We start from the raw sequence: 23,878 nt of genomic DNA on the forward strand, positions 1-23,878 counted from the left end.
ATTCATCCATTCACAGATAATTATTGATTTTCAATCTATGAAATCCAGAATCATTCTTTTTTTTCTTTTCCTGTCCTTTATAGCTAATGCGCAGGTAAAGATTACAGTAGGTCAGCCTTATGGCGTAATTGATGCAGATTACAAATATTATTTTAACAGAGGACCGGAAATTCTCACTGTTAAGATTAAAAAAAGAGAAATTATTATTCAAAAGCTTAATTCCGAAAAGCTTGCTTTTGAGAAGATCAGCGTTGCCAGGGATTTTCCGGATGGCTTCAATATTGAAAATGTAATCGAGTATAACGACAGATATTTTATCTTTTATTCTTTATGGGACAGGCAGGCAGAGATGGAACAACTCTGTTACAGAGAAATAGATTTTGATAAAGGAACTCTGAAACCTGGCGAGAATATATTGGTTCAGGTTCATGGAAAAGTTTCGGGCGATTTAATTTCGAAAGGCTGGTACAACTTCAGTGTTGTAAATAAGTTTGATTTCCAATTCTCAAGAAACGATGACAAAATGCTTATTCATTACAGGCTGAAACCTCAGATCAAAAATGACAACAAAAGTTATGATATAATTGGGATGCATGTATTCGGCAAAAATCTGGAATCTGTCTGGAATGAAGAAGTTACGATGCCTTATACTGAAAAGAAAATGAATAATCTTGATTATTCAGTGGATGGTCAGGGTAATGCTTATATTCTCACGACAGTTTATAACGATGAAACTACAGATGATAAAAAGAGAAATGAGAATAATGCAAACTATCATATTGAACTGTTAAGAATGTCCGGCAGGGCTAATAAAATTGTAATCACTCCAGTTACTCTCGGGAATAAATTTATCAATAAAGTAAATCTCTTTGAAGTATCAGATTCTTATATGATCTGTGCAGGCTTTTATAACAATGTAGATAACCGGAATGCTGTCGATGGTATCTTTACTTTTAAGCTTACGAAAGAAGGAGACTTAATAGATTCAAGAAGCTATGAAATTCCATTGGAAGTGTTGAATATGTATGTCAGTGAAAGAGCTCAGAGAAGAAACGAGAAAAAAGAGGAGAAAGACAAAGCTGAATTTGAAGAACTTGAATTAAGAGAACTTTTTGTGGATGATAATGGGGGAATCCTTCTAATTGGTGAGCAGCATTATATTCAGACGCATACTTACTATTATTCCAATGGTACCATGCGTACTTATTATACATATCACTACAATGATCTTCTTGTAACTAAAATAAATGGCTCCGGGCAATTGGAATGGATGAAGAAGCTTCCTAAAAGACAGACAGGTACGGCAGGAAGAGGGAGCATGTCATATAAGCATATGTCTTCTGATGGGTCCCATTATTTTCTTTTCCTTGATAATGAAAGAAATCTCGAATTGACTCCGGATAGATTTCCTGCAGTTTACAATGATGGAGCAGAAGGCTTCCTGACAGCATATAAAGTTTCTGATGCAAGTGGAAATGTTGACAAAGTATCCATAACTAGCACAAGAGATGTTTTAGGGTTGCCAGTATATCAATTTCAGACCAGCCGTATTTTGCCTATAGATGACAATAGTTTTGTTGTCGAGGTCTATAAGAAAAAGAAACAAGACGTTCTTATTAGAGTTGATCTTGGAAAGTAAAATGTTAAAAAATTTTAAAGGGCCATGCGGCCCTTTTCTTTTTATATGATAATCAATAGACGCTATAATTGAGACTTTTGGAAAAAATATTCAAATGTTGTAAACTTGATAAAAACACTTGAATGAAACTGAACAAATTTGTCCTCATGGCTGCAATGGCAGCAGCTTTGTTTCTGAGTAAAAATGCATCAGCTCAGCTCAATACAGGGGGAAATGTAAGTGTAAGCTATGATAATGGTGTATATCTTGATGTCGCGCCAATCATAGGTTATAAAATAGAAGACCTCAAACTTAATCTCGGACTTTCTCCGATTTTTTCATATAAAAAACCTTTAAATTCTACAGAAACAATCCTTTCAGGTGGGGGGAGAATATTTGCCCAGTATTATTTTCTTGAAAATGCATTTTTGCATGGAGAGTTTCAGACACTTAATACTCAAACATCATCTACGAATGCTGATGGCACTAAAAATGTCAACAGAGTGTGGACAGTAGGTCTACCCGTAGGTGCAGGTTATGAATATAGAATTAGTGATAAGGCAAGGTTTCAGGCATCTGTTCTTTATGATGTATTACAGGATAAAAGCGCCCCTAATAAAATGCCTGTTGTAAGAGGTGGTATTGTCTATGATTTATAGGGATCGCATTAGTTTTTGAGTAATATTTCTATTCTCCGTCTTGCCTGAATCTAAACGTTCTCTGTACGGTCGGAGAATAGAAAGAATTAAATTGCTTATTTTTTTATATCAAACTTGCCTGTATAAAGAACGTTTTGTTCACTACCCATAACGGTATATAGATACATTCCAGAATTAAGATCTGACGTTCCAATATTGATATTATCAGATATTAAAAGCAGGGTCTTAACAACTCTTCCTGAAAGATCTTTTACGATTATTGAACGCGACTCTTCAGGAAGATCTTTAAAGTTAATCTCAGTTGTTGCCGGGTTAGGATATGCTTTGCTTGAATAAAGATTTGAAATTGGAAGGCTTAAACTTGTTACAGTATTGTAAGAAAGCTCATCTATGGTTAATGAAGTTCCATTGAAGCCACTATGACTGTGGGGTGCAGTTGAAAGAAAAATAGAGAGCTTGTCTGGCATTGCATCGCCAGAATAATCAAGATCGATAGTAAATTTAGCATACTCTGTATTGGCTTCGAATATCTGAAGTTTGCGTGTAACAAGTCTATCAAAGATTTCCGTGGTAGGATTCCATTTTGCTAACACAACTTCTACTGTTGCAGTATCATAAATATCGGATTTTAGAGGAGCGCCTTGTGAAAATTTATAGTAACCTGTAATAGTTGTAGGTACCTCATTTATTGCTTGACCGGGCAATTTGTATTCCTTGACTTCAAAATTTCCTAGAAAAAGATTCCCATAGGTTGCATAGTATGTGACGATATCCTCATTTTGTTTTTCTTCTAAAGTATTTTTTAGCGTGACTGCGTATGAACCCGAATATGGAGTTGGGTCTTTTATGAAAGAGAGTTGACTTAGAGGGAGATCAATTGTTGTAGAAAGAATGTTGTTACTTGACCATCCTATCGGTTTTTCAGCTCCATTAGAAAGGGTCTCCCAGTTTTCAAATCCACCATTTTCAATTTGTGCAAATGTAGGGAAAGCTCCAATAAGCAGTAAAAATTTAATAGCTACTTTTTTCATATAAATCAGTTAAAAATCAAATAGAATAAACTCGTTGTGTTGCTTGACTCTGAAGACTTTATCAGATTCATTTCTCTTCAAGACTTTGTTTAAAAGTTTATTTCCCGTTTTCTGGGTATCATAATTAAAAATCTAAGTCTTTAATAGAAGCAAATTTATTTACTGAAATGTATGAATTACGTTTTTAAAAAATCTATGGAAATTTACGAATGGTTTATTTCAATTGAGAAAGAGCTGTTAAGTTTAAGTTTTGCGTTTGTCTTTGCTCCTGATTCATCCGTCAAGCCTTTAATGACAGGTGTTTCTTTTCCGGAGATCAAAGCCTTAAGATGATTTTTACTGATCTCTTTCTGCATAAATAAGAGTGGAATTCTGAAGTTACATCCTGATTTCCATTCAGCGCAGCCATATGCAGCTTTGCCTTCAAGAATAGCACCCTTTTTGCATTTAGGGCAAATGAGCGCTTCGGCCTGTTTTTCCTCGATGACAGGATTTAACTGATCATCAAGTTTTATGATTCCTTCTGTTTCTTCTCCGCTTTCTTTTTTAAGGCCTTTGATATTGGGAGTCTTGCCGGATTTGATAAGTGCCTGGAGTTGCTTATCTGAAAGGGTTTTACCAAATAGTTCGAATGGTACAAGGAAGCTACAACCGTTCTTGTATTCAGAGCAACCGAAAGCTTTTTTACCTTTCATCATCTGCCCCTTCTTGCATTTCGGACAACTAAGTTTTACGTCAGCATCCTGGCCTGCCTCGGCTTTTTTACTTTTGGCTTTTGGCTCTTTGTCTTCAGATTTTTTCTTTTGTTCTGGTTCTGCAGACTTTACTTCTATGGCAATCTTTCTTGCATTAGAGTTTTTAACATGATGAACGATCTGCATTACCATGTGCTTCATTTCACTCAGAAATACACGTGCATCAAAAGATCCCTTTTCGATATCACGAAGTTTCTTTTCCCATTTTCCTGTCAGTTCTGCAGATTTCAGCAATTCATAATCAATGGTTTGTATGAGCTGAACTCCGGTAATGGTTGGAATCAGATTCTTCTTTTCTTTCTTAATATAGTTTCTCTTAAATAAAGTCTCAATGATATTGGCTCTTGTAGAAGGCCTTCCAATACCATTTTCCTTCATTGCTTCTCTTAGTTCTTCATCAGCAACCTGTTTGCCTGCTGTTTCCATTGCCCTTAGCAATGTCGCTTCAGTATAATGCTTTGGAGGCTTGGTTTGCTTTTCGGCAAGCGTGGGTTTATGAGGGCCAGATTCGCCTTCTTTAAACTCAGGAAGTATCTGGTCGTCATCCTGCTCCACCTCTTCTTCTTTTTTCTCCTCCTTGTATACCGCTCTCCAGCCTTCCTCCAGAATCTGTTTTCCTGTCGCTTTGAACTCAGTGTCCTTAACCTTGCCTATAACTTCTGTTTTTGAAACCTGGCAGTCTGGATAAAAAGCAGCAATGAAACGTCTTGCAATCAAATCATACACATTGCCTTCATATCCGCCAAGGCTTCCGGCTTTTATGTTGGTAGGAATAATAGCATGGTGGTCCGTTACCTTTTTGTCATCGAACACATTCTTTGACTTTTTAATAGCGCTTCCCAACAAAGGTTGGGTGAGCGCCGCGTAACCGCTCATGGATGAAAGTATCCCTTTTATTTTCGGATAGATATCATCAGGTAGGTACATGGTATCTACCCTAGGATAAGTGACAAGCTTTTTCTCGTAAAGGTTCTGAACGGTATTTAGCGTAAGATCTGCAGAATAGCCGAATTTCTTATTACATTCTACTTGTAATGAAGTAAGATCAAACAGTTTGGGCGCGCTTTCCTTACCTTTTTTCTTAGTAAAAGAGATAATGGTGAAAAGCTCATTCTGTATGTCCTGCAGGATCTGTTCTGCATCTTCTTTTACATTGAACTTCCCGTTTTTTGCAGAGAAGACAACATCTCTATAAATAGTTTTTAACTCCCAGTATGTCTGAGGTTTAAAATTTTCTATTTCCAGGTATCTGTTGACGATCAGTGCTAATGTTGGCGTCTGAACCCTTCCGATAGAGAGCAGTTGTTTGCCCTGTGCGTATTTTAGCGTGTAAAGCCTGGTAGCATTGATCCCTAACAGCCAATCGCCGATAGCTCTTGAGCTACCCGCCGCATAAAGCAGATCATATTCTTTGCTGTCTTTCAGATTCCTGAATCCTTCTTTCATAGCCTCTTCAGTAAGCGATGAGATCCAGAGTCTCTTAACCGGTTTAGTACAGTTAGCTTTTGTAAGTACCCATCGCTGAATAAGCTCCCCTTCTTGGCCGGCGTCACCGCAATTAATGACTTCAGTGGCTTCATTTACCAACTTTGTTATCGTTTTGAGCTGTTTTTCGATTCCGGGGTTGTTAATACCCTTAATGCCGAACTTAGGAGGAAGAATAGGAAGGTGTTGAATGTTCCACCATTTTAACTGAGCATCGTAGTCTTGCGGCTCTTTCAGCGTGCAAAGGTGACCTATAGTCCAGGTTACCTGATAGCCATTACCTTCAAAATAACCGTCTTTTCTGTTTTTGGCTCCCAGAAGATCGGCAATTTCTCTCGCAACACTTGGTTTTTCGGCTATGCAGACTTTCAATTTTGCTAGATTAAAATTTCAGGATCTTAAAGATACTAAAAATTTGAAAAGTGATTTCATTGAAAATGCCAGAGTTATTAACAAGTTTTTCTCTAAGTGTTATGAAATGTTGAAAGACAATTGTTTTATAAAGTGCTGAATGACAGTGGCGGCTTAGGAAAGATTCATTTTTTAGCAAAATGATTTGTATATTTATGTATATATTTTTTAACAGAAATAATGAAAAAGTTAAATATTGCTGCAGCATGTTTTTTGGCTTTAGCCGTTTCATGCTCCCCACAAAAAGAATATAAACTTAAAATCAAACCTCTTACATTAAAGAAATCAGAAATCTACGAATATAATGTTGTTCGGGATGTGCTGTTTGATGCAGAAGAAGTTGGTTTGGATTCTTTAAAGGACAAAAGCAGGGACTTGTTCTTAAAAGGCGTTGATTATTATAGGAATAAAAAGGAGTTTGCATCTGCTGTAAGGCATTTCAAAACATCTATCCTGATATTGCCCGACGCCAAAACCTATTATGAACTTGGAAATGTATTGTTGGATTTCAGGGCAGATAAAGAGATGCTAGAAGAGTCAATCAAAGCCTTTCGCCTGGCTGAAAATCTGAACTTTGAGCCTAAGGCAAAGATTAGTTATAAGATTGCCTGTGTTTATAATGCTCTTCGTTCCAATTTTTCAACATCAGAAAGTTCATACGAATCTTCAATGGTTTTTCATTTGAGAGAAGTCATTGAAAAGGGCTTAATGGATACAAATGCAATAAAGAAAGATCCTCTCATCAATTCTATCACATCAACAAGTGAATATAAAGAAATGATTCAGCGGTTATCAAGCACAACTATAGCTGCGTCTTCTTTTGATTTGTTTAAAAAAGCTTTCCCTGCGCAAACGGATAAATTTTTTATATCAGCTAATGATGTTGAAATGAAAGACTATAAAGAGTCAGTGAGTTATGACTTTGTACAGTTTGTTCCGGAAATGGAAAATGTCTCTTTTGGTCGTGATGTTTCTCATGATTTTTACTACGTTGCTAATATGGGTGGAAATGAAAACTATTCGGCCTTCATATATACATCCGAAAGCTTCTATGGAGAGGATATGCAGCCTGTCCATACGGTTTTAGCTACCTATGATAAGGAAGGTGAAATTATTTCCCGAAAGCTCATTTCATGTCAATGCAGCGCAGAGAATGTTAGAGAGGCGGCTGTTGAAGGAAATAAGATTGTAATGAAGGATTTCAAAAGGAAATGGCAATACCCTGTGGATGAAGTATCATTTGATAAAAATAAAATTAAATCTTTTGAGTTAGTTGCCGAAGCAAAATATAAGATAACTGAGGATGGTAAGATAGTGGTAGATGAGATACCTGCTAATTATAACGATTCAACCATTCTTGCTAAAGGGACAAAATAACGAACATGAAAAATTTTATATATACAATTGCTTTACTCAGTATTTTTTTAATGTCATGTAGTAAAGAGGTAGAAACAGAAGTAATAGAAGTACCGTCTTTAAGGGCCAGCGAAATTTTTAATGAAGATTCTGTTTTCAGTTATATCAATAAGTATAAGGATAATTATAGCGAGATTTCAAATTCTTTTTATGCAAAGGCAGAAAGCATGAGAGATGTGAATGAAAAGAAAGCAATTCACTACTACATGCGAGCTATTTCTTTATACCCAACAGCTGATGCATATAGAAGATTGGGAATGTACCTTTTGGAAAGGGAGCAGTATCACGAAGCCTCTGAAGCGCTTGGAATGCTATGTCAGAAGAAATACATTTCAACGCCAGCAGGTTCAATAAATGATTTCATTTTTGAAGCTCCTGATGAAGAAGTGTTTTATTCATATTTTATCTCAAGTTACTTAGACAATAAATTCCTAAATGAATATATTATCTATGAAGGTAGGGAAAATGGTATTAATATAGATAACATTAAAGATCGTTTTCTTAAAGATACAAGAGTTACCCTTGACCATAATTCTCATGATTTCAAAGATATGATGCTGGCCTTTATGAATGATGATGAGATAGAAGCATTTAAAAACAGCGATGAAGTATTTAATGATTTCATCTCAAGTATCAAGGATTCAGCGGATGTTTTTGATATAGATGAGAAAGGTGTCCGAAAATTTTCCTATAGCTCAGATGAGAACTATGAAGAAAGGGTTCATTTCTCCTCTTTTTATTCTTTGTTTCTTAAAGAAAAAATCGAACAGCCAGACAGTTGGTTTGACTTCAATTTGCTTAAGACATTTAAAATTAATGATTCTGTAAGGGCGGTGTTATATTCAATCGATACGTCAGAATTGGCTTGTCCCAAAGATATGAGACATATCTCTTTCAGGCTTGCCACTTATGGAAAAGACAGACAGATTATAGATTCAAAAATTGTAGCCGTTCAATCAGGTGAGATGTTAAAAACTCTTAAGTATGAAAAGGATAAATTCAACATTAAGGAGTTTAAACGCTCGTGGAGAAAAGCGTATGATAAAAGTGATTTTGATAATGAGGTAATAAAAACTGAAATGATTTCTGAGAGTCAGTTTAAAGTGAGGTCAGATGGTAAAATTGAAAATTTCACCAGTGGTCCGGATAATCGCACTCCTGTCGCAGAACAAGTTCCTGTTGCAGCAGATTCGGCTATTTAAATACTTTAAAATGAATAATTACTTCTGCAATAATAAGGTTAGGCACCCAGCTTAGCCATGCAACAAGTGTATACATCTCTTTAGCATGTAGGTGGATGAAAATGGGCAGAATTAATACATAAGTACGCAAAGTAATTGCAGATAATGTAAGGGCATAACTTCTAACCATGAAGTCAATATGCCCTTTTATTTTTCTATCCCTTATTTTCAGAAAGGCCACAAAAGTAAACAACCACCACAATAAAGAGATTAACACAAAAGAGATTTTAGCATAGATGCCTCCATTTGCATAGAAAGCCATTACAAGACCACTGGGAGCGCTCAGAAATAATATGATGAATACATAAGCTTTTCCTAATAGCTTATGAAGTTTGGGAAATGACTCAAGTAGAGGTTTTATAAATTGAAATATACCAAAAAGCAAAACAAAAATGCTTGAAGCGATGTGAATATAAAATGACCATCTCCAGATAGCTTTGTGTAAAATAGCTTGTTTGGTCAGCAGAAACCCTATATCATAACGAAAAGAGAAATATGGTATGGTAATTTTAAACATTAACCATACGGTAAATAATACTATCGCAGATAGTATTACCTGAATTATTCTGGCTGGGGTCGTTTTAATCAAAAGAATAAAATCTTGAAGTAAAAATGAAAATTTCAAGTCAATCCTCCAAAGGAGGTTTGAAGGATTTGTCAAAGTATATATAACAAATCGAACACCTGAATACTTGTCCTTTATACGAATTTTTCCTTTGTTATGACCTTTTAATCTATTTTAAACATAATCAAAATTAACCGGTTTTTGAGGGAATAAATCTTTTCAACCGGACTGATTATTATTGATTTAATGAACAAGGCAGGTGTAGAAATTCTTTATCTTAAAGATTACGCTCATTTTTTATTTCAGAATCATCTCACCGACCTTGCCAAACAGGAATTGGTCAGTAAGAGGGAGTTGGAACAGCCATTGTTAAAATATGTGACTCATCTGACAGATGAGGAATTTTTGAAAATCTTAGAAAGACGTCTTGTAGAGTTCCTTAATCATTTGATGGAAGGTAAGGGAAATGAAGACATTGAAAAAGGGATTGCCGATTGGAAGTCAGATCAACTTCTTGAGCTTTCCAGATTGCATGTAACTGCTACCGATATTGCTATTGACTATGGCGCGAGAAAAAAAGCCTTATTAAAATTTCTTCCCAATTACACAGATGATCTTGATCTTGCTTTAAAAATTATTAATGAGATTGTTGACTATTATACGGTAAGAGAAAAAAAAGCAATCGAAGCATATACTGATATCCAAAAGGAAGAAGCAGAAAGAATTATTAAATCTCAAAAGGAGACAGAACAAAAGCTGCTGGAAAATGAAAAGCGACTTAAAGAGTCGCAGAGAATGGCAGACCTTGGCAATTGGGAAATGGAACCTAAAAACGGAAACAATATTTGGTCTGAGGAACTATACAGAATATTTGGGTTGCCATATAAGAGCCCAATGAAGTTAGATGATATCAGCGCTTTGATGACAAAGGAAACTTCAGAGAGAGTTTTAAAAAATATTTATAATGCGATCGACTTAGGAATTCCATATACTCATGAGTATGAAATTACACGTCCAGATGGACAACGTAAAATTATCCGCACATATGGCGTACCGGAACTAGATCAGGAAGGCAAAGTAACATTGCTGAAAGGAATTACTCAAGATGTTACACAACTTAAAGAAACGGAAAGGCTTCTTTGGCAAAGTCAGGAACTTGTATCGCAGATAACAAAGGTGGCGCCAATAATAATTCTTGTTATTGGAGTGCCGCAGAACGACATTATTTATTACAATGAGAATATTTTTGAAAACGTTGCTATAGAAGAGGAAGATTTAAAGAAGAAAGGTTATGGGCTTATAAAACAAATAGTTCATCCTGATGATCTTAATGCAGTTATTAATAGAAATAAAAGCTATACTTCTCTTAAGGACAATGAAGAAAGTATATTGGAATTCAGAATATTGGATAAGACAGGAACCTGGCGTTGGTATTATTCAAGATCAATAGTGTTTAAAAAGAATGAAAAGGGAGATGTTACGCAAATTTTATTTACTGCTTCAGACATTGATGACCTTAAGAGTGCGGAAGAGACGCTGAAGCAAAATAGTAACTTCATTCAAAAAATTGCTGAAACTACTCCAAATATCCTTTATATCTATGATATACGTGAACAAAGGAATGCCTATGCGAACAGGACTGTGGCAGATGTATTGGGTTACTCTCCGGAAGAATTAAAGAATCTTGGCTCGAATTTACTTGCTACTTTTTTACATCCGGACGATCTACCCAGAATAATCAATCACTTCAATGGTTTTGTAGATGCTAAAGAGGGTGAAATAAGAAAGCTAGTCTATAGGATGAAAGATGCCAGAGGAAAGTGGAGTTGGTTCATTAGTCAGGATACTGTTTTTGCCAGGGATGAGGAAGGGGTTCCGTATCAAATTTTAGGAGTGACTCAGGATATCACAGACAGAATTGAAGCGGAAGATGCATTGAAGTATAGTGAAGCACAACTTGTGGAAGCCCAAAAGATTGGGCATGTTGGGAGCTTTGACTGGGATATGAAAACAAGTATCGTTCATGGGACACAGGAATTTTTTAAAATATTCGGAATAAAGGAAAATGATGGTACAGTTAGTCTGGAGGATATTCGAGCTATAATACACCCTGATGATGCTGAAAAAATATTTAAGCTGCTAGAAGTGGCAATTCTCAATAATGAGATGATTGATGTTGATTTCAGAATTAAAGTAAATGATGGGTTTAGAAACCTTATTTCCAGGGCAAAAATTTATAAGGGTGGTAATGGTGAGAGTGGTAGAATTGTTGGGACGGTTCTGGATGTGACTAAGATAAAGGAAACCGAGCAGGAGTTGAAGGTAAAAAATGAAGAGCTGACAACAGCTTATGAGAAGCTTGAAAGAGCTCAGAGTAAACTCAGAAATATCAATAGCGAATTAGAGGAGAGGGTAAAAGAAAGAACTGCAGAGCTGGAAGAAAGTGAAGAAAAATACAAAGCATTTGTTGCCCAGAGTCAGGAGGGAATATGGAGATATGAACTTCATGTTATCAACGATATTGATATTTCAATCCCAGGGGAAGAACAAGTACAGAAAATCTTTGATTATGGCTATGTGGCAGAATGCAATGATAAGATGGCTAATATGTATGGTTATGCTTCTTCTTCAGAGCTAATGGGATATAATATTAAGGATCTATTCGACTTAAGCGATGAGAGAGTAACTAAGATTTTCAGAAAATTTGTTGATTCCGGTTATAAGCTTGAAAACCTTTTGACGCGTTGGAAGGATCCAAATGGCAATATAAAATATTACTCAAGTAATGTACTTGGAATTATTGAGAAAGGAAAGCTCGTCAGGGTTTGGTCTACTCAGATTGACATAACAAATGCAAAAATCGCTGAAAAGGAAATGAGAGCGAGCGAAGAACAATACCGCTTTCTTGCTGAAACAGTGCCCCAGTTATTCTGGGCTGCAGATAATGAGGGACATGTGGAGTACTATAATCAAAACTGGTATAATTACACTGGTTTGCGATTTGATAAGAACCAAAAATGGAGCTGGATTAATGCAGTGTTTGATAAAGATAAAGAACCTAGTATTTCGAAACTCAATGATTGTGTTAAGTCTGGAGAGATGTTTGAAATAGAATGCAGGCTTCGAAAACATAATGGAAACTATGAATGGTATCTTGCCAGGGCTTTACCTCTGAAAGATGATGGTGAAATAAAGAAATGGTTTGGAACATTTACAGATATCAATGAACGTAAGCTTATAGAGGAAAATCTTCGGATAAAAAACGAGGAATTATTAAAGATTAATCTGGACCTTGATAATTTCATATACACAGCTTCCCATGATCTTAAAGCTCCTATCTCAAATATAGAAGGCTTATTATACACAATTAATGATACGCTTGATCCGGAGTATTGTAAAGGACAAGAGATTACTCAACTCTTTGAGATGATGGATAAGTCTATTCTCAGATTCAAAAGAACCATTCATGATCTTACTGAAATAACAAGGGCTCAAAAGAGCGCGGAGGAGGATGAAGAGCATGTGGAGTTCGTAAAAGTTTTCGAAGATGTAGTAACTTCTATAGATGATCTTGTTAGTGCAACGCATGCAAGTTTTAACCTTGATTTTTCTGTTCCTTCAATAAGCTTTTCGAAAAAGAGTATGAGAAGTATTTTTTATAATCTTATAAGCAATGGCTTAAAATACAGACACCCTGAAAGAAATCCTGTTATCGATCTTAAGACGGAAAAATATGATGATGAAATAATAATAACGGTAAAAGATAATGGACTTGGGATTTCCGATGCAAATAAGGAAAAGGTGTTTTCTATGTTTAAGCGCCTTCATGACCATGTAGAAGGTTCCGGTGTTGGGTTATATATCGTAAAAAGAATTGTTACAAATGCGGGAGGAAGAATAGAACTTGAAAGCAAGATCGATGAGGGTACAACCTTCAAAATCTTCCTCAAATGATTTTTAATATTCTGGTGTATAATTTTCAATAAATTTATCCAGCTTTGATAATAAACCTTCCAGAACAGCTATCGTCTCCGAATCAGTGAGTTCCTTATGGGAGTTCATTTTTGAATTTACATTGGCTATGCTATATGCCGCGACCTGTTTGGTTCCCAATGCAGTTAGAGTCATTTGGAGAGATGCCAAAGCCTTTTCACCTCCCGTATTTAATGGTGAAGCACTTAAAACCAATACTGGTTTTTCATTGAATTCACCAGATGAGACACACCAATCCAACGCATTTTTAAGAACTCCTGGAAGATTGAATGCATATTCTGGTGTGCAGAAGATTACTCCGTCTGCATTTTTTATCTTTTTGCGAAGATTCTCTACAGCCTCAGAAGGATTTTCAGAATCTCTTTCCGGACTGAAATGAGGCAGATCATCTAGTCCTAAATATAATTCAATGTTGGCAGTATGGCTTGCCAGCTTTATTATAAACTTGAGAATGGAAGTGTTTGTTGAGGTTGATTTCAAGCTTCCGGATATAGCTACAAAAGTTTTCATTCGCTTATGCTTTAATTTAGATAATTCACAATTTAGGTAATATGTTGAAGATCGAACTTATTGAATAGGCTAAAATTGTATCTATTTTTATTATAAAATTACCTCTGATTATTTGTGTTTTTATATTGGGAATCGAATTTCTATATTATCTCACAGCGGCTGCCGCTGGTTGATTTTGGAGCTACAACGTAACCCATATTTTGGTTTTTAAATTTTCGGGCTTTATATTTGTATCATTGTCAGTTACTTAATTGTTTTTGTTGTAAGTTGCATTTTCCGGGCCCTGCAGCTTAAATGCTTTTCTATCAGCTAATTGAACGTTTGATTTATAATAAGAAAAGACTTATTTATAATATGAAATTTATACCTGCATTAGCATTATCGTTGATATCTTACATTGGTTATGGTCAATCAATTTCTCCTTCTGTTATAAACTCCACAGGAAATATCATTTCTGGAGGAGGTTTTTCATTGGAGTATTCTGTAGGGGAGGTTGCTGTGTCTACAATTGGTAATGGAAATTTCATTGTAACTGAAGGTGTCCTTCAGCCGGAGTTCGCAGTGGTTAGCTCAAATCCAGTTAAATTGGATGCCGTTGGACCAAAGTACATTTTTGACAGACCTAATTCAGAGCTGTATATTATCTCTTCAGAAGAAATAAGCTCAATTGAAGTGTTTGATATTAAAGGAAATAAGGTTTGCGGTACAGCTAATACAACTTTTATTAACCTTCGTCAGCTTAGCGACGGTCTTTATTTGGTATTCTACAAAGATCATAAGGAATCAATCAATTATTTTAAACTTGTTAAATAGCAATATGAAATCTAAATGTTTTTTACTTTTCTCATTGATGTTTTGCATCTGCTTTGCTGCTTTTGCTCAGCCTTCAGCAATCAACTATCAAGGAGTTGCACGCAGTGCAGATGGCCAGCCATTACTTAGCAAGGCTATAGTTATCAGAGCTTCAATTACCAAAGACGCAGTTGGAGAAAGTGTTGAGTATTCTGAGCAGCACTCTGTTACAACTTCACCGACTGGCTTATTTAATCTGGCTTTAGGCAAGGGAGCTATTTTATCCGGTGTATTTACCAAAATTGGATGGGGTGATGGTGATAGATTTCTTAAAATAGAAATGAATGTTAATTCAAAAGAATTTACAGTTCTTGGAGTGACTCAGCTACTTAGCGTGCCTTATGCTCTTTATGCTGCAAATGCTGGTTCCACGAATATTTCAGCAAAAGCACCTTTGAATTTCTCTAACAAAGTAATTGGTCTAAATTCTGGTACTAAACCTGGAGATCTGATGACCTGGGATGGTGTTAACTGGGTTTCTAAAGAGCCAGAAACTAAAACACTCAATAACATGCAGCCATATACAGTAATCAATTATTGTATTGCACTTGCAGGTATATTTCCAAGTCGTAATGCTTCCGAGCCTTTTTTAGCCGAAATAATTTTATTTGCTGGAAATTTTCCTCCTAAAGGTTTTGCTTTATGCGACGGAAGATTGCTGTCTATTGCTCAGAATCAGGCCCTCTTTTCATTATTAGGGACAAACTATGGTGGCGATGGCAAGACTACTTTCGCGTTACCTGATTTAAGAGGCAGAGTACCTATTTCTGCAGGAACTGGTCCTGGACTAAGCACCTATACAGAAGGACAGACAGGAGGTTCAGAAACTATTGTAAGATAATAGCCACAAGGCTCTTTTGATTAAAGTTTAATTTAGAATTTACTATAAATGCGGCAATTGATAACCAGTTGCCGCATTTGTATTTAAATGTATCTATGCCTAATTACAAAAGACAATTTTTTTTGCTTATTCTTATCCTTACAGGATTTCATTGTCACGCAAGGGAATTACAGCATCTCAGGGTAAAGGTATGTCAGGATTTTTCATTGACAGAGAGGTCTGGTGAGTTCGAGAAAATTTGTAAGCATTACAATGTGGACTTCAAAATCTGTCATAGTTTTCCTGAAGCAAATTGTGAAATAAATAAATGGTTTATTGCAGAAATTGAACATGCAGATATTGCTCATAGAATTGGAGGCGATCTCTATTCTCACAAGCTTATTGAATGTGCTGAACTGAATGGCTATACTTTCCAGGGAGCTTTTAGAAACAAAGTAAATCAGTGTCTGTCACATAATAGCCAATCACCCAGATCAGGAAATAGAAAAGTTGTAAAGGTCGCAATAGTGGACGATGGGTTCAGGCTGACTCATGATGCCATTAAGCCTTTCATTTATACCAATAAGAAAGAAATAAAAGGAAATAGAATTGATGATGATGGAAATGGCTTTGTGGATGACATTCATGGTTGGGATGTTTCAGACCATGATAACAATGTAAACCCACCAGCGAGTAGGTTGAAAGATTTTTATCATGGTACTCACATCGCTTCCATAATTACTTCATTTAATACGTTCTCTGATTCTGTAAATCATTCCAAACCTCAATGCAGAATTGAAATCATCCCGGTAAAGTGTTTGTCTGATGAGGCTACTAGCACATATCTGAAAGATTGTTATAAAGGTATCGAGTATGCAATTAAAGCTGGTGCGGATATTATTAATTGTTCATGGGGAGGCGGTACATTTTCTCAGTATGAACGGGATTTAATGGACGAAGCGCAAAAGAGAGGTATTTTGATCATTGCTTCTGCAGGTAATTTTTATTCAGAGCTCTCACAGTTTCCGGCCTCTTATCACTCGGTGGTTTCAGTAGCTGCCCTGAGCAGAGACAATACTAAACTTCCTGTTTCTAATTATGGAAGAACTGTTGATCTGGCTGATGTTGGGGAAAATGAATTAGCGGCTAGTGTGTATGGAGACGACAAAGATACTGTCATTTCTGGCACGTCTGTGGCTGTAGCGCGAGTGTCTGGGAAGGCTGCTTTACTTCTGGCTTATTATCCACTCCTGAATTCTGAACAGCTGTTAATGTATCTACAAATATACGCCAATCCTCTCGAAGGTGTTAACAAAGTATACACTGGAAAACTAGGAGCAGGTATGCCCGATATAATTCGCACAATACAGAGTATAAGTTCTAAAGAAGAGAAGAAATTATTTTCTAATGCCAAAGGATATATAAATGGCAAATTTAATAAGAAAAGCTCAGTATTCTATATGGTAAAGCCGGAGGGAAAGTATAAGGGTATAGTGATTAAAAAAGTTTCTTCTCAAATGTATAGCAAAAGTTGTGAAATTATAATTTCTGATTCATCAAATAAATATACTGAGAAGTTTAGTGTAAATGATTTTCCAGATTCCGTTTTTGTTCCAGCAAATTCACTAAGGCTGGAATTCCCTGCGGCTAAAGAAAATAAAGACTTATTGTTTTATTATAGTGTTGAGACAGTTGATTCTTCAAAGTTATATTGCTCTTCTGAGAGAATTTTAAATTTGCCTTTCGGAACATTTTCCGACGGAAGTGGTGACCAGAATTATTGCGGTGGTCAGGATTGCAAATGGCTTATCTCTGCAAAGGAAGGCTCGCGTATCAGAATTGCCTTTCCTGAATTTAATACTGAAGCGCATATAGATAAAGTTTATATATTTGATGGTGATGGAACTCAGGCAAGAATTATTGGAGTCTTCAGCGGTCCGTTGATGCCGCCAGAAGTGTCTTCTACAGGAAATAAAATGCTTGTCTGGTTTGTAACTGATAATGTAAACCACGCTTCTGGATGGAAGGCAGAATATGTGGCTATTGAGCCATAGTAATTGAAAGATTGACCATAGAATGTAAATAAGTTTTATATGGATAAAAGGCTACTCGATAATAACTATGTTTAAATTTTTTAAAAGGTTAAGTATTTACGGAACATCGCCTGGCTATAAGACCTGGGAAAACAGAAATATTATCATTGCAAATAATATAGCTTTGTGTATTGCTGTACTTTTGAGCATTTTCATAATACTTGATTATTTTATGTATAGGTCTAGCCCAACTGTTGTGGCAATTTTTGTCTCAATAGTTATGCTAAATGTTTCCACTCTTTTCTTGTCAAAGTATGGATACATCAGGACTTCCAAATTTTTACTTACTGTTGCCAATTGTTCTGGTATGCTTATCATGACTATAGTCGATAAAAAATCAGGCATAGCTATTCACGATGCTTATTTTTTCCTTCCCCGCACTGCTTTGCTGCTTTTGTGTATTATTCCTCTTGCTGTTTATCAGTTAGAAGAAAAGGTTGCATTACTCAGCAGTATGCTTTTTGGGTTATTGACACTTGTGTTGTTTGACCCCTTTCACTATTTATTTGGAGTGGATTATTATCAGATGGGTTTTCAGGATGACAAGTATTATTTCGCCAATGTTGTATTCTTTCTTTATTATTCCTTCCTGATTGGCAGCTTCGGTTTTTTTAAGAAAAATATAGAATCATTTGAAAAAAAGAATCTGCTTCTGGTCCATTCGTTAAAGAGAAAAACAGAAACTGTACAAGCTCAGAAGGTGGATCTTGAAAGCAAAAACTTTATTCTTGAAAAGCTAATAAGTGAAAGAGATAAAGATCTTTCAAAGGTTACAGAAGAACTTTTTAGGTACAATCAGGAATTATTAGAGTACTCATATACACTTTCGCATAAGATTCGTGGTCCTGTTGCAAGCGTGCTCGGTCTTCTAAATCTGATTGAAATAACAAGATCTCCTTCTGATATCAAAGAGTATCTTAAAAAGCTTGAACAATCTGTTCTTGCTCTGGATAATATTATTTATGATCTCAATAATATTGCAGATATTCAGCAGGAAAGCTACCAAGCCAGAGACCTCGTGTATTTTAGGGAAGAGTTTGAAAAGGTCATGAATCATCTAAGACCTCGGATCAGAGATTTTAATGTGAAGATTTCCGATGACTTTAAGGATGCTCCGGAAATATACTCAGTGCAGGAAAAGATCTATTATTTGCTGAATGAGTTGGTAACAAATGCAATTCAGTTCAGAAAACCAGATCATCAATTGGAAATATCTGTCAGGACTTACAGACAAGGAAATAATATTGTTGTGGAGGTTCGTGATAATGGCTCTGGAATGGATCTGGATACTTATGGGGATGACCTGTTTAAACCTTTTAAAAGATTCCATCCAGACGCGTCAGGAACAGGGCTTGGATTGTATATACTTAAACTTATTGTTGAGAAGCTGCAGGGAGAGATTATAGCTGAAAGTTCTCGGAAGTTTGGAACGATATTCAAAGTTATTTTGAAAAATCGCTTAAATTAGACGATTCGTAAGGTATTTTATGCCTTTTTGTAAAATTGGCTTTGCACGATATTGTTTTCATGTCTAATTTAATCAATAAGTTAAAATGCTGTTACGACCTGTTTATCAAAACCATACTTTGTTTTGTTCCGTAAAATGTAAAAATAGTACAAGTTTTCACTGACGGTTCAGGACACTGCAATTACGCATTTCTGTAAAAAATCAATTGAACATTTAGTCTTGTAAAGTTAAATCATAGAGGTATGCACTATAACTACCCTTTAAATTCATTGCTCTCAAAAATTTCTTCCGGAATATTTTTTGCTACAACGTTTTTCTTCTCTTCCGGCAATGCACAGGCTCAGAAAATTGAAGTTTGGCAAGGAGCAGTTAAACAACCCTATAACAGCACAGTAGCTTTTCCTCCTGCTGCCGAAACAACCCCTTCACTGAGCTTTATAATTAAGAATGCAGGAGATTCAGACCTTCAGTTAACCGGAGAGCCTTTGGTAAGATTGAACAAAGTCATAGATTTCTTTCTAACAGAAGACCCATCTGCCTCAGTAATAAAACCGGGAGATTCTTCCGTATTTTCAATTTCTTATTTCCCATCTTCGGGTGATGTGAATACAGCCAGAATATTCATTTCTTCCAATGATCCGGACAATGAAACCTTTATTATGAATCTGGCAGGGCCTGGTAGTTTACTTTATACCTCGTTGAATCAATGGCCTGGCACAGTGGACCTACAATCTTTTGGAGATGCAGGTTATTCAGGAGGTGTTTCAGTTAATATAGAAAATGTAAAAATTTCTGGAAAGACAGGCACTTATTGGGGGCCGGTTGTAGATTCAGATGGTCGACTATCACTGAGCCTTACTTATGATGGCTTCGCGGTATCTGATGATGAAGTGATGAAATTTTCACCAGAAGAAAGCAGTTTGGACAATGGCATTCTGGTCTGGAAAGGAAAATCGATACTAATTGACGCCATTGATGGAACCTCTCCTATAGTTTATACAAGAGCGACATTGAGAACTTCGAAAGGTGGTGGAGCAGCCTTTCCTTTAGTAAGTCCGGCTATTTTGGGTTTGCCTGCTCAAATTGGTGGTTTGATAAAATTTTCTTCAGACAGTGAAAAGCTCGAAGCAAATCTTCTTGTAGAAGCTTCATTCTCTCCGGATACTGATTACATGCCATATCAAGAATTTTATGAGACAAAAGCAATTCCTGCAGACCCGACTTCGGCTTACTTTATAGGTAAGCAGGGTTTCTATTGGTACAATCTTTCTCCAGCAGTTGAAAATAATGTTGGGCTCGTGGTAAATGAAGGTGGTAAAGAAATCATAAATTCTGAGCTTTTGAATATCTATGATGAAAGCTCTTCGGAATCCATAACTTTTTATTTTGACCCAACTCTGACAGGCGACAATCCTGTTAAAAATGAAACAGGATATTTAGTGCTGAAAGGTGATACTCTTAAGAAGTCGGATTCGTTTACACTTAAAGATCTTGAAGACGGCAATTTAAGTTTTGTTCATAATGGAGGAGATGCTTTTTTTCAAGACGAGTTTGCCTTTAGTGTTAAAGATGGAAAGGATGCGATTTCCCCGGAAATTGGTTCTTCACTATTTACTTTTAAAATTGAGATTGATCCTGTAAATGATCTGCCTGTGGCCAAGTCTGATACCATCTATGCTTCTTATAAAGGAAGTTATTCCGGACAGCTTAAAGCTAGTGATCCTGAGGAAAACAACCTGACTTTTGAGATTGTTGATCAGCCTTTGCATGCCTCAGTTAGTGTAAAGGAAGATGGCAGCTTTATATACACCTCGAATTCGGGAAGTTCTGGAACAGACTTTTTCACATTCAGAGTTAATGATGGTTTCGGATTTAGTAATCTTGCAAGTGTTATTGTGAATCTTATCAATGCCGCACCGTATGCTAAATCTGAACATATTACTACCAAAGAAAATGTTGATGTATCAGGTAAGCTTACAGCTTCTGATGCAGAAAATGGCAATATAACTTTTAGCATTGTTGCTGAAGGCAATAAAGGCAAAGTTGAAATCACAGACGAGGGAGATTTTATCTATAAGCCCGATGGCAACCTGTTTGGGACAGATGTATTTTTCTTCAAAGCAATTGATGATGCAGGAAATGAGTCGCCAGCAACTGCTTATTATGTTCACATAAAACCATCTTTGGACGAAGGAGATGTGCTCATAGCAGATGTTGATAAAATTAGAATTATAGATGCTGTTACATCTCAAGACAGCATTATAGCTTCTGGAGAATACATTAAAGATGCGAGGAACATTTATTATAAAAATGGAACAAGTTTATTTGTATTAGATGCAGAATCAGGTCTAATAAAAATAAATCCTGAAACAGGATTACAGACACTGTTGGTTGAAGTAACTCGCTTTAGCATGCTTCCATCGGATCCTTTGGCCCCAGCCATGATTATGGACAGAGATGGTAACCTGGTTATGGCTGATGGCATGAATGGAGTGGTCAGAATAGATACAGCAACCGGATTCGTTGAGTCTGTCTATCAAGGTGGCGATCTCCAATTTGCTAGTGGAATATTGCAATTAAGAAATGGAGACTTGATTGTAGGAAACGGAGGTGTATTTTTTGGAGCGCCAAGTTCAATACTGAAAATTTCACCTAACAGTTCTGTTGTGACAATAAGCAGTGGTAATGATGTTTTACTTCCACTTGATATCGCATTAAAGGATCAAAATAATATCTATGTTGCCGACGGGGGTAGCCTTGCTTCAGGAACTGACGCCGTTTATAAGCTAAACCTTACCGATGGAACCAAAGAACAGATTGCCGATGCAGGTGACCTTAACTGGCCTGCCGGAATAGATTTTCAGCAAAAGCAGGAGCTACTTTATGTTGTGAGTCAGGGGAATAAAAGTTTATTCCAATATAATGCAAATGGAACAAAGTCGACAATATCAGTAAATGATGGCTTGGTAAATCCGTTCGGGCTTTTTGTAATTCAAAGAACAAACCTGAGACCTGACTTTAATGCTATTGAAGCACTTTCGGGAAAATTCGGAACTGTTTACCGAATTAATCTTGATACAGTTTTAACTGACGATGTTGATCCTCTGAATGAGCTTTTGGTTGATGTCGAGTCGTCAGATAGAAGTGTTGTCGATGTATCAGTTGATGGCAGCATTATAACTTTAATCTGTCTTGGTTCAGGAAGTGCAGATGTTTTTATTAAAGCTACGGACACTGACGGTGCCTATTCTTTGGAGGAATTTAAGGTATATGTAGACAGGGAAATTCAATATATCACATTTGATCCTATACCTGATAAATCAATTACCAGTACTGATTTTACAATAGTGGCAAATTCAAATGCGCAATTGCCAGTAACATTCGAAGCTTTATCATCTAATGTTATAGTAGAGGGAGACAAAGTGCAGATTATTGGGCCGGGAATGGCAAAAATTAAAGCCAAACAGGAAGGTAATGATGAATTTGCTCCTGCAATACCTGTAATACGTTCGTTTTGTGTAGCGCCAGGTCAACCGGAAATAACCCAAGCTGCATTTGAAGACGGAACAATATTGTTAAACTCTAGTGATGAGGAAGGAAATCAATGGTATTTTAATAATCAACCAATTGAAGGAGAAGTGAGCAAAAGCTTATTGGCTACAAAGACAGGTTTTTATGGTGTTAAAACAGTAATTGAGGGCTGTGAGGGAGAGATGTCTGTTCTTGCAGATGTGCTAATTACTGGAATAAGTTCTAAGCTATCTTTAGCCCTTGTGCAAGTATTTCCAGTACCTGCGGATAATCAGATAACTGTTCATTTGGAAAATGCCGCTTCAGAAACAAGAATGGTCGAAGTCCTTGATGTTCTTGGACAAATTGTTTACACAACGTATTCAAATCAGGAGACGATCGAGATTAACATTGAAAATCTAAGCAGTGGGCAGTACTTGTTAAAACTAAGCACAGCAGAAGGTTTAATAACTAAGAGGTTTATAAAAAGATAAACCCTTCTAAAATTTGGGCAAAAAAAGAGGCCGTCTCATAAGGACAGCCTCTTTTTTTTGTTATTAACGTTGTGTATTTATTGACAGATATAAGAAACTTTAGAAGCGGTTTCAGTAGATCCGGAAACTGTATTATGTTTGGTCTTGACTTCTGTTACGTTTCCTTTATCATCATAACTATAGCTTATTTCATCTGTGGTTAAACCAAATGGATAGGTAACTTTGGTAATAGGATTTTTAGTGCTTTTGCCTGTTGGGATAGGATCTGTATTAGATCCTGTAAGAGAGATGCCAGATTTGTTTTCTACACTTGTATCATATTCGTATTTCGTTATAAGAAACATCATTTCTTCTCCCATTTTATAATAAGTGCTTTGTAATACATTTCCTCCACTCACCTCGTAAGTAGTTATATAAGCATTTTTGGAAAGAACCTCTCCAGATGTATTAAAGATATAAGTATAAATGATTTTTCTGGTCAGGTAGCCATCCCCATTATATTGGTAATAGACGGAGTCATAAGTAATAGAATCACTACCTATTGTTTTATTAAAGCTCTTCGCTGCAAATCCGTATTTATTTACTTCGATTTTAGATGTGCTTTTTAATTTTCCGTCAAATCCTTTAGTATAAGTTCTGACATAAGCGCTGTCATAATCATATGTAGTATATTCACCAGATGCATTGTCAGTTACCTTAGTGATTTTTCCATCTGACGAATATTCACTTGTTGACAATACCTGATCATTAGCTCCTTTGACCTCTGCTACTTTGCAAGGGTTAACTGGAGCAACAGCAGAATCTTTATCCTTCTTACAAGAAGCAAAGCATAGTAAAAATGCCATTGCGGAAACGGATAAATATGAAATATTTTTTTTCATGGATTATGGTTTAATTCTTTAAAAATACCTGTTTTTGATAAAAGAACCAATTTGGACGTTTGGGCAAGATTGAATA

The 23,878-nt window shown here is 36.2% G+C and carries 15 protein-coding genes; 10 read left to right on the forward strand and 5 right to left on the reverse strand.

From position 1 onward, the window contains the following. The first annotated feature begins 37 nt into the window (after positions 1-37). Together J7604_RS00635 and J7604_RS00640 are read left to right on the forward strand one after the other, a co-directional pair. On the forward strand, positions 38-1,639 hold the full coding sequence (locus tag J7604_RS00635) for a hypothetical protein (RefSeq protein ID WP_293889839.1): 1,602 nt from the start codon (positions 38-40) through the stop codon (positions 1,637-1,639). Positions 1,640-1,761: 122 nt separating this feature from the next. Next, positions 1,762-2,277: an outer membrane beta-barrel protein gene (locus tag J7604_RS00640; protein WP_293889841.1), complete on the forward strand. Its 516-nt coding sequence runs from the start codon at positions 1,762-1,764 to the stop codon at positions 2,275-2,277. 95 nt (positions 2,278-2,372) lie between these two features. On the opposite strand, the gene J7604_RS00645 is transcribed toward J7604_RS00640, so the two are convergent. Both J7604_RS00645 and J7604_RS00650 read right to left on the reverse strand, forming a co-directional pair. Then, positions 2,373-3,308: a T9SS type A sorting domain-containing protein gene (locus tag J7604_RS00645; protein WP_293889843.1), complete on the reverse strand. Its 936-nt coding sequence runs from the start codon at positions 3,306-3,308 to the stop codon at positions 2,373-2,375. 203 nt (positions 3,309-3,511) lie between these two features. Then, on the reverse strand, positions 3,512-5,920 hold the full coding sequence (locus J7604_RS00650; RefSeq protein WP_293889845.1) for a type IA DNA topoisomerase: 2,409 nt from the start codon (positions 5,918-5,920) through the stop codon (positions 3,512-3,514). 219 nt (positions 5,921-6,139) lie between these two features. On the opposite strand from J7604_RS00650, the gene J7604_RS00655 reads away from it, so the two are divergent. Both J7604_RS00655 and J7604_RS00660 read left to right on the forward strand, forming a co-directional pair. Next, on the forward strand, positions 6,140-7,336 hold the full coding sequence (locus tag J7604_RS00655; protein ID WP_293889847.1) for a hypothetical protein: 1,197 nt from the start codon (positions 6,140-6,142) through the stop codon (positions 7,334-7,336). 5 nt (positions 7,337-7,341) lie between these two features. Then, positions 7,342-8,577: a hypothetical protein gene (locus tag J7604_RS00660; protein WP_293889848.1), complete on the forward strand. Its 1,236-nt coding sequence runs from the start codon at positions 7,342-7,344 to the stop codon at positions 8,575-8,577. Here J7604_RS00660 and J7604_RS00665 read toward each other — a convergent pair. After that, positions 8,570-9,205: a DUF2306 domain-containing protein gene (locus J7604_RS00665; RefSeq protein WP_293889850.1), complete on the reverse strand. Its 636-nt coding sequence runs from the start codon at positions 9,203-9,205 to the stop codon at positions 8,570-8,572. The genes J7604_RS00660 and J7604_RS00665 overlap by 8 nt on opposite strands. A 222-nt stretch (positions 9,206-9,427) precedes the next feature. On the opposite strand from J7604_RS00665, the gene J7604_RS00670 reads away from it, so the two are divergent. Beyond that, positions 9,428-13,135: a PAS domain-containing protein gene (locus J7604_RS00670; protein WP_293889852.1), complete on the forward strand. Its 3,708-nt coding sequence runs from the start codon at positions 9,428-9,430 to the stop codon at positions 13,133-13,135. 3 nt (positions 13,136-13,138) lie between these two features. Here J7604_RS00670 and J7604_RS00675 read toward each other — a convergent pair whose 3' ends face one another. Next, positions 13,139-13,684: an NADPH-dependent FMN reductase gene (locus tag J7604_RS00675; RefSeq protein WP_293889854.1), complete on the reverse strand. Its 546-nt coding sequence runs from the start codon at positions 13,682-13,684 to the stop codon at positions 13,139-13,141. A 354-nt stretch (positions 13,685-14,038) separates the two neighbouring features. Here J7604_RS00675 and J7604_RS00680 point away from each other — a divergent pair, with 354 nt between their 5' ends. From J7604_RS00680 to J7604_RS00700, 5 genes are all read left to right on the forward strand, one after another. Continuing rightward, complete coding sequence (locus tag J7604_RS00680) at positions 14,039-14,497, forward strand: T9SS type A sorting domain-containing protein (protein WP_293889856.1); 459 nt, start codon at positions 14,039-14,041, stop codon at positions 14,495-14,497. A gap of 4 nt (positions 14,498-14,501) precedes the next feature. Continuing rightward, positions 14,502-15,377 (forward strand): tail fiber protein, encoded by an 876-nt coding sequence (locus tag J7604_RS27010; RefSeq protein ID WP_367113536.1) that lies wholly within the window; start codon positions 14,502-14,504, stop codon positions 15,375-15,377. Between the two features lie 122 nt (positions 15,378-15,499). Continuing rightward, entirely contained in the window at positions 15,500-17,410 is a 1,911-nt protein-coding gene (locus J7604_RS00690; protein ID WP_293889858.1) for a S8 family serine peptidase, read from the forward strand. Between the two features lie 67 nt (positions 17,411-17,477). Then, complete coding sequence (locus tag J7604_RS00695; RefSeq protein ID WP_293889860.1) at positions 17,478-18,917, forward strand: HAMP domain-containing sensor histidine kinase; 1,440 nt, start codon at positions 17,478-17,480, stop codon at positions 18,915-18,917. A gap of 242 nt (positions 18,918-19,159) precedes the next feature. Beyond that, on the forward strand, positions 19,160-22,921 hold the full coding sequence (locus J7604_RS00700; protein ID WP_293889862.1) for an Ig-like domain-containing protein: 3,762 nt from the start codon (positions 19,160-19,162) through the stop codon (positions 22,919-22,921). A 77-nt stretch (positions 22,922-22,998) separates the two neighbouring features. Here the strand turns inward: J7604_RS00700 and J7604_RS00705 are convergent, their stop codons facing one another. After that, a complete protein-coding gene (locus J7604_RS00705; protein WP_293889864.1) occupies positions 22,999-23,802 on the reverse strand; it encodes a hypothetical protein in 804 nt (267 codons plus the stop codon). Positions 23,803-23,878: the final 76 nt, after the last annotated feature.

Origin of the sequence: Sporocytophaga sp., assembly GCF_017745095.1 — a bacterium.
Lineage (GTDB): Bacteria > Bacteroidota > Bacteroidia > Cytophagales > Cytophagaceae > Sporocytophaga.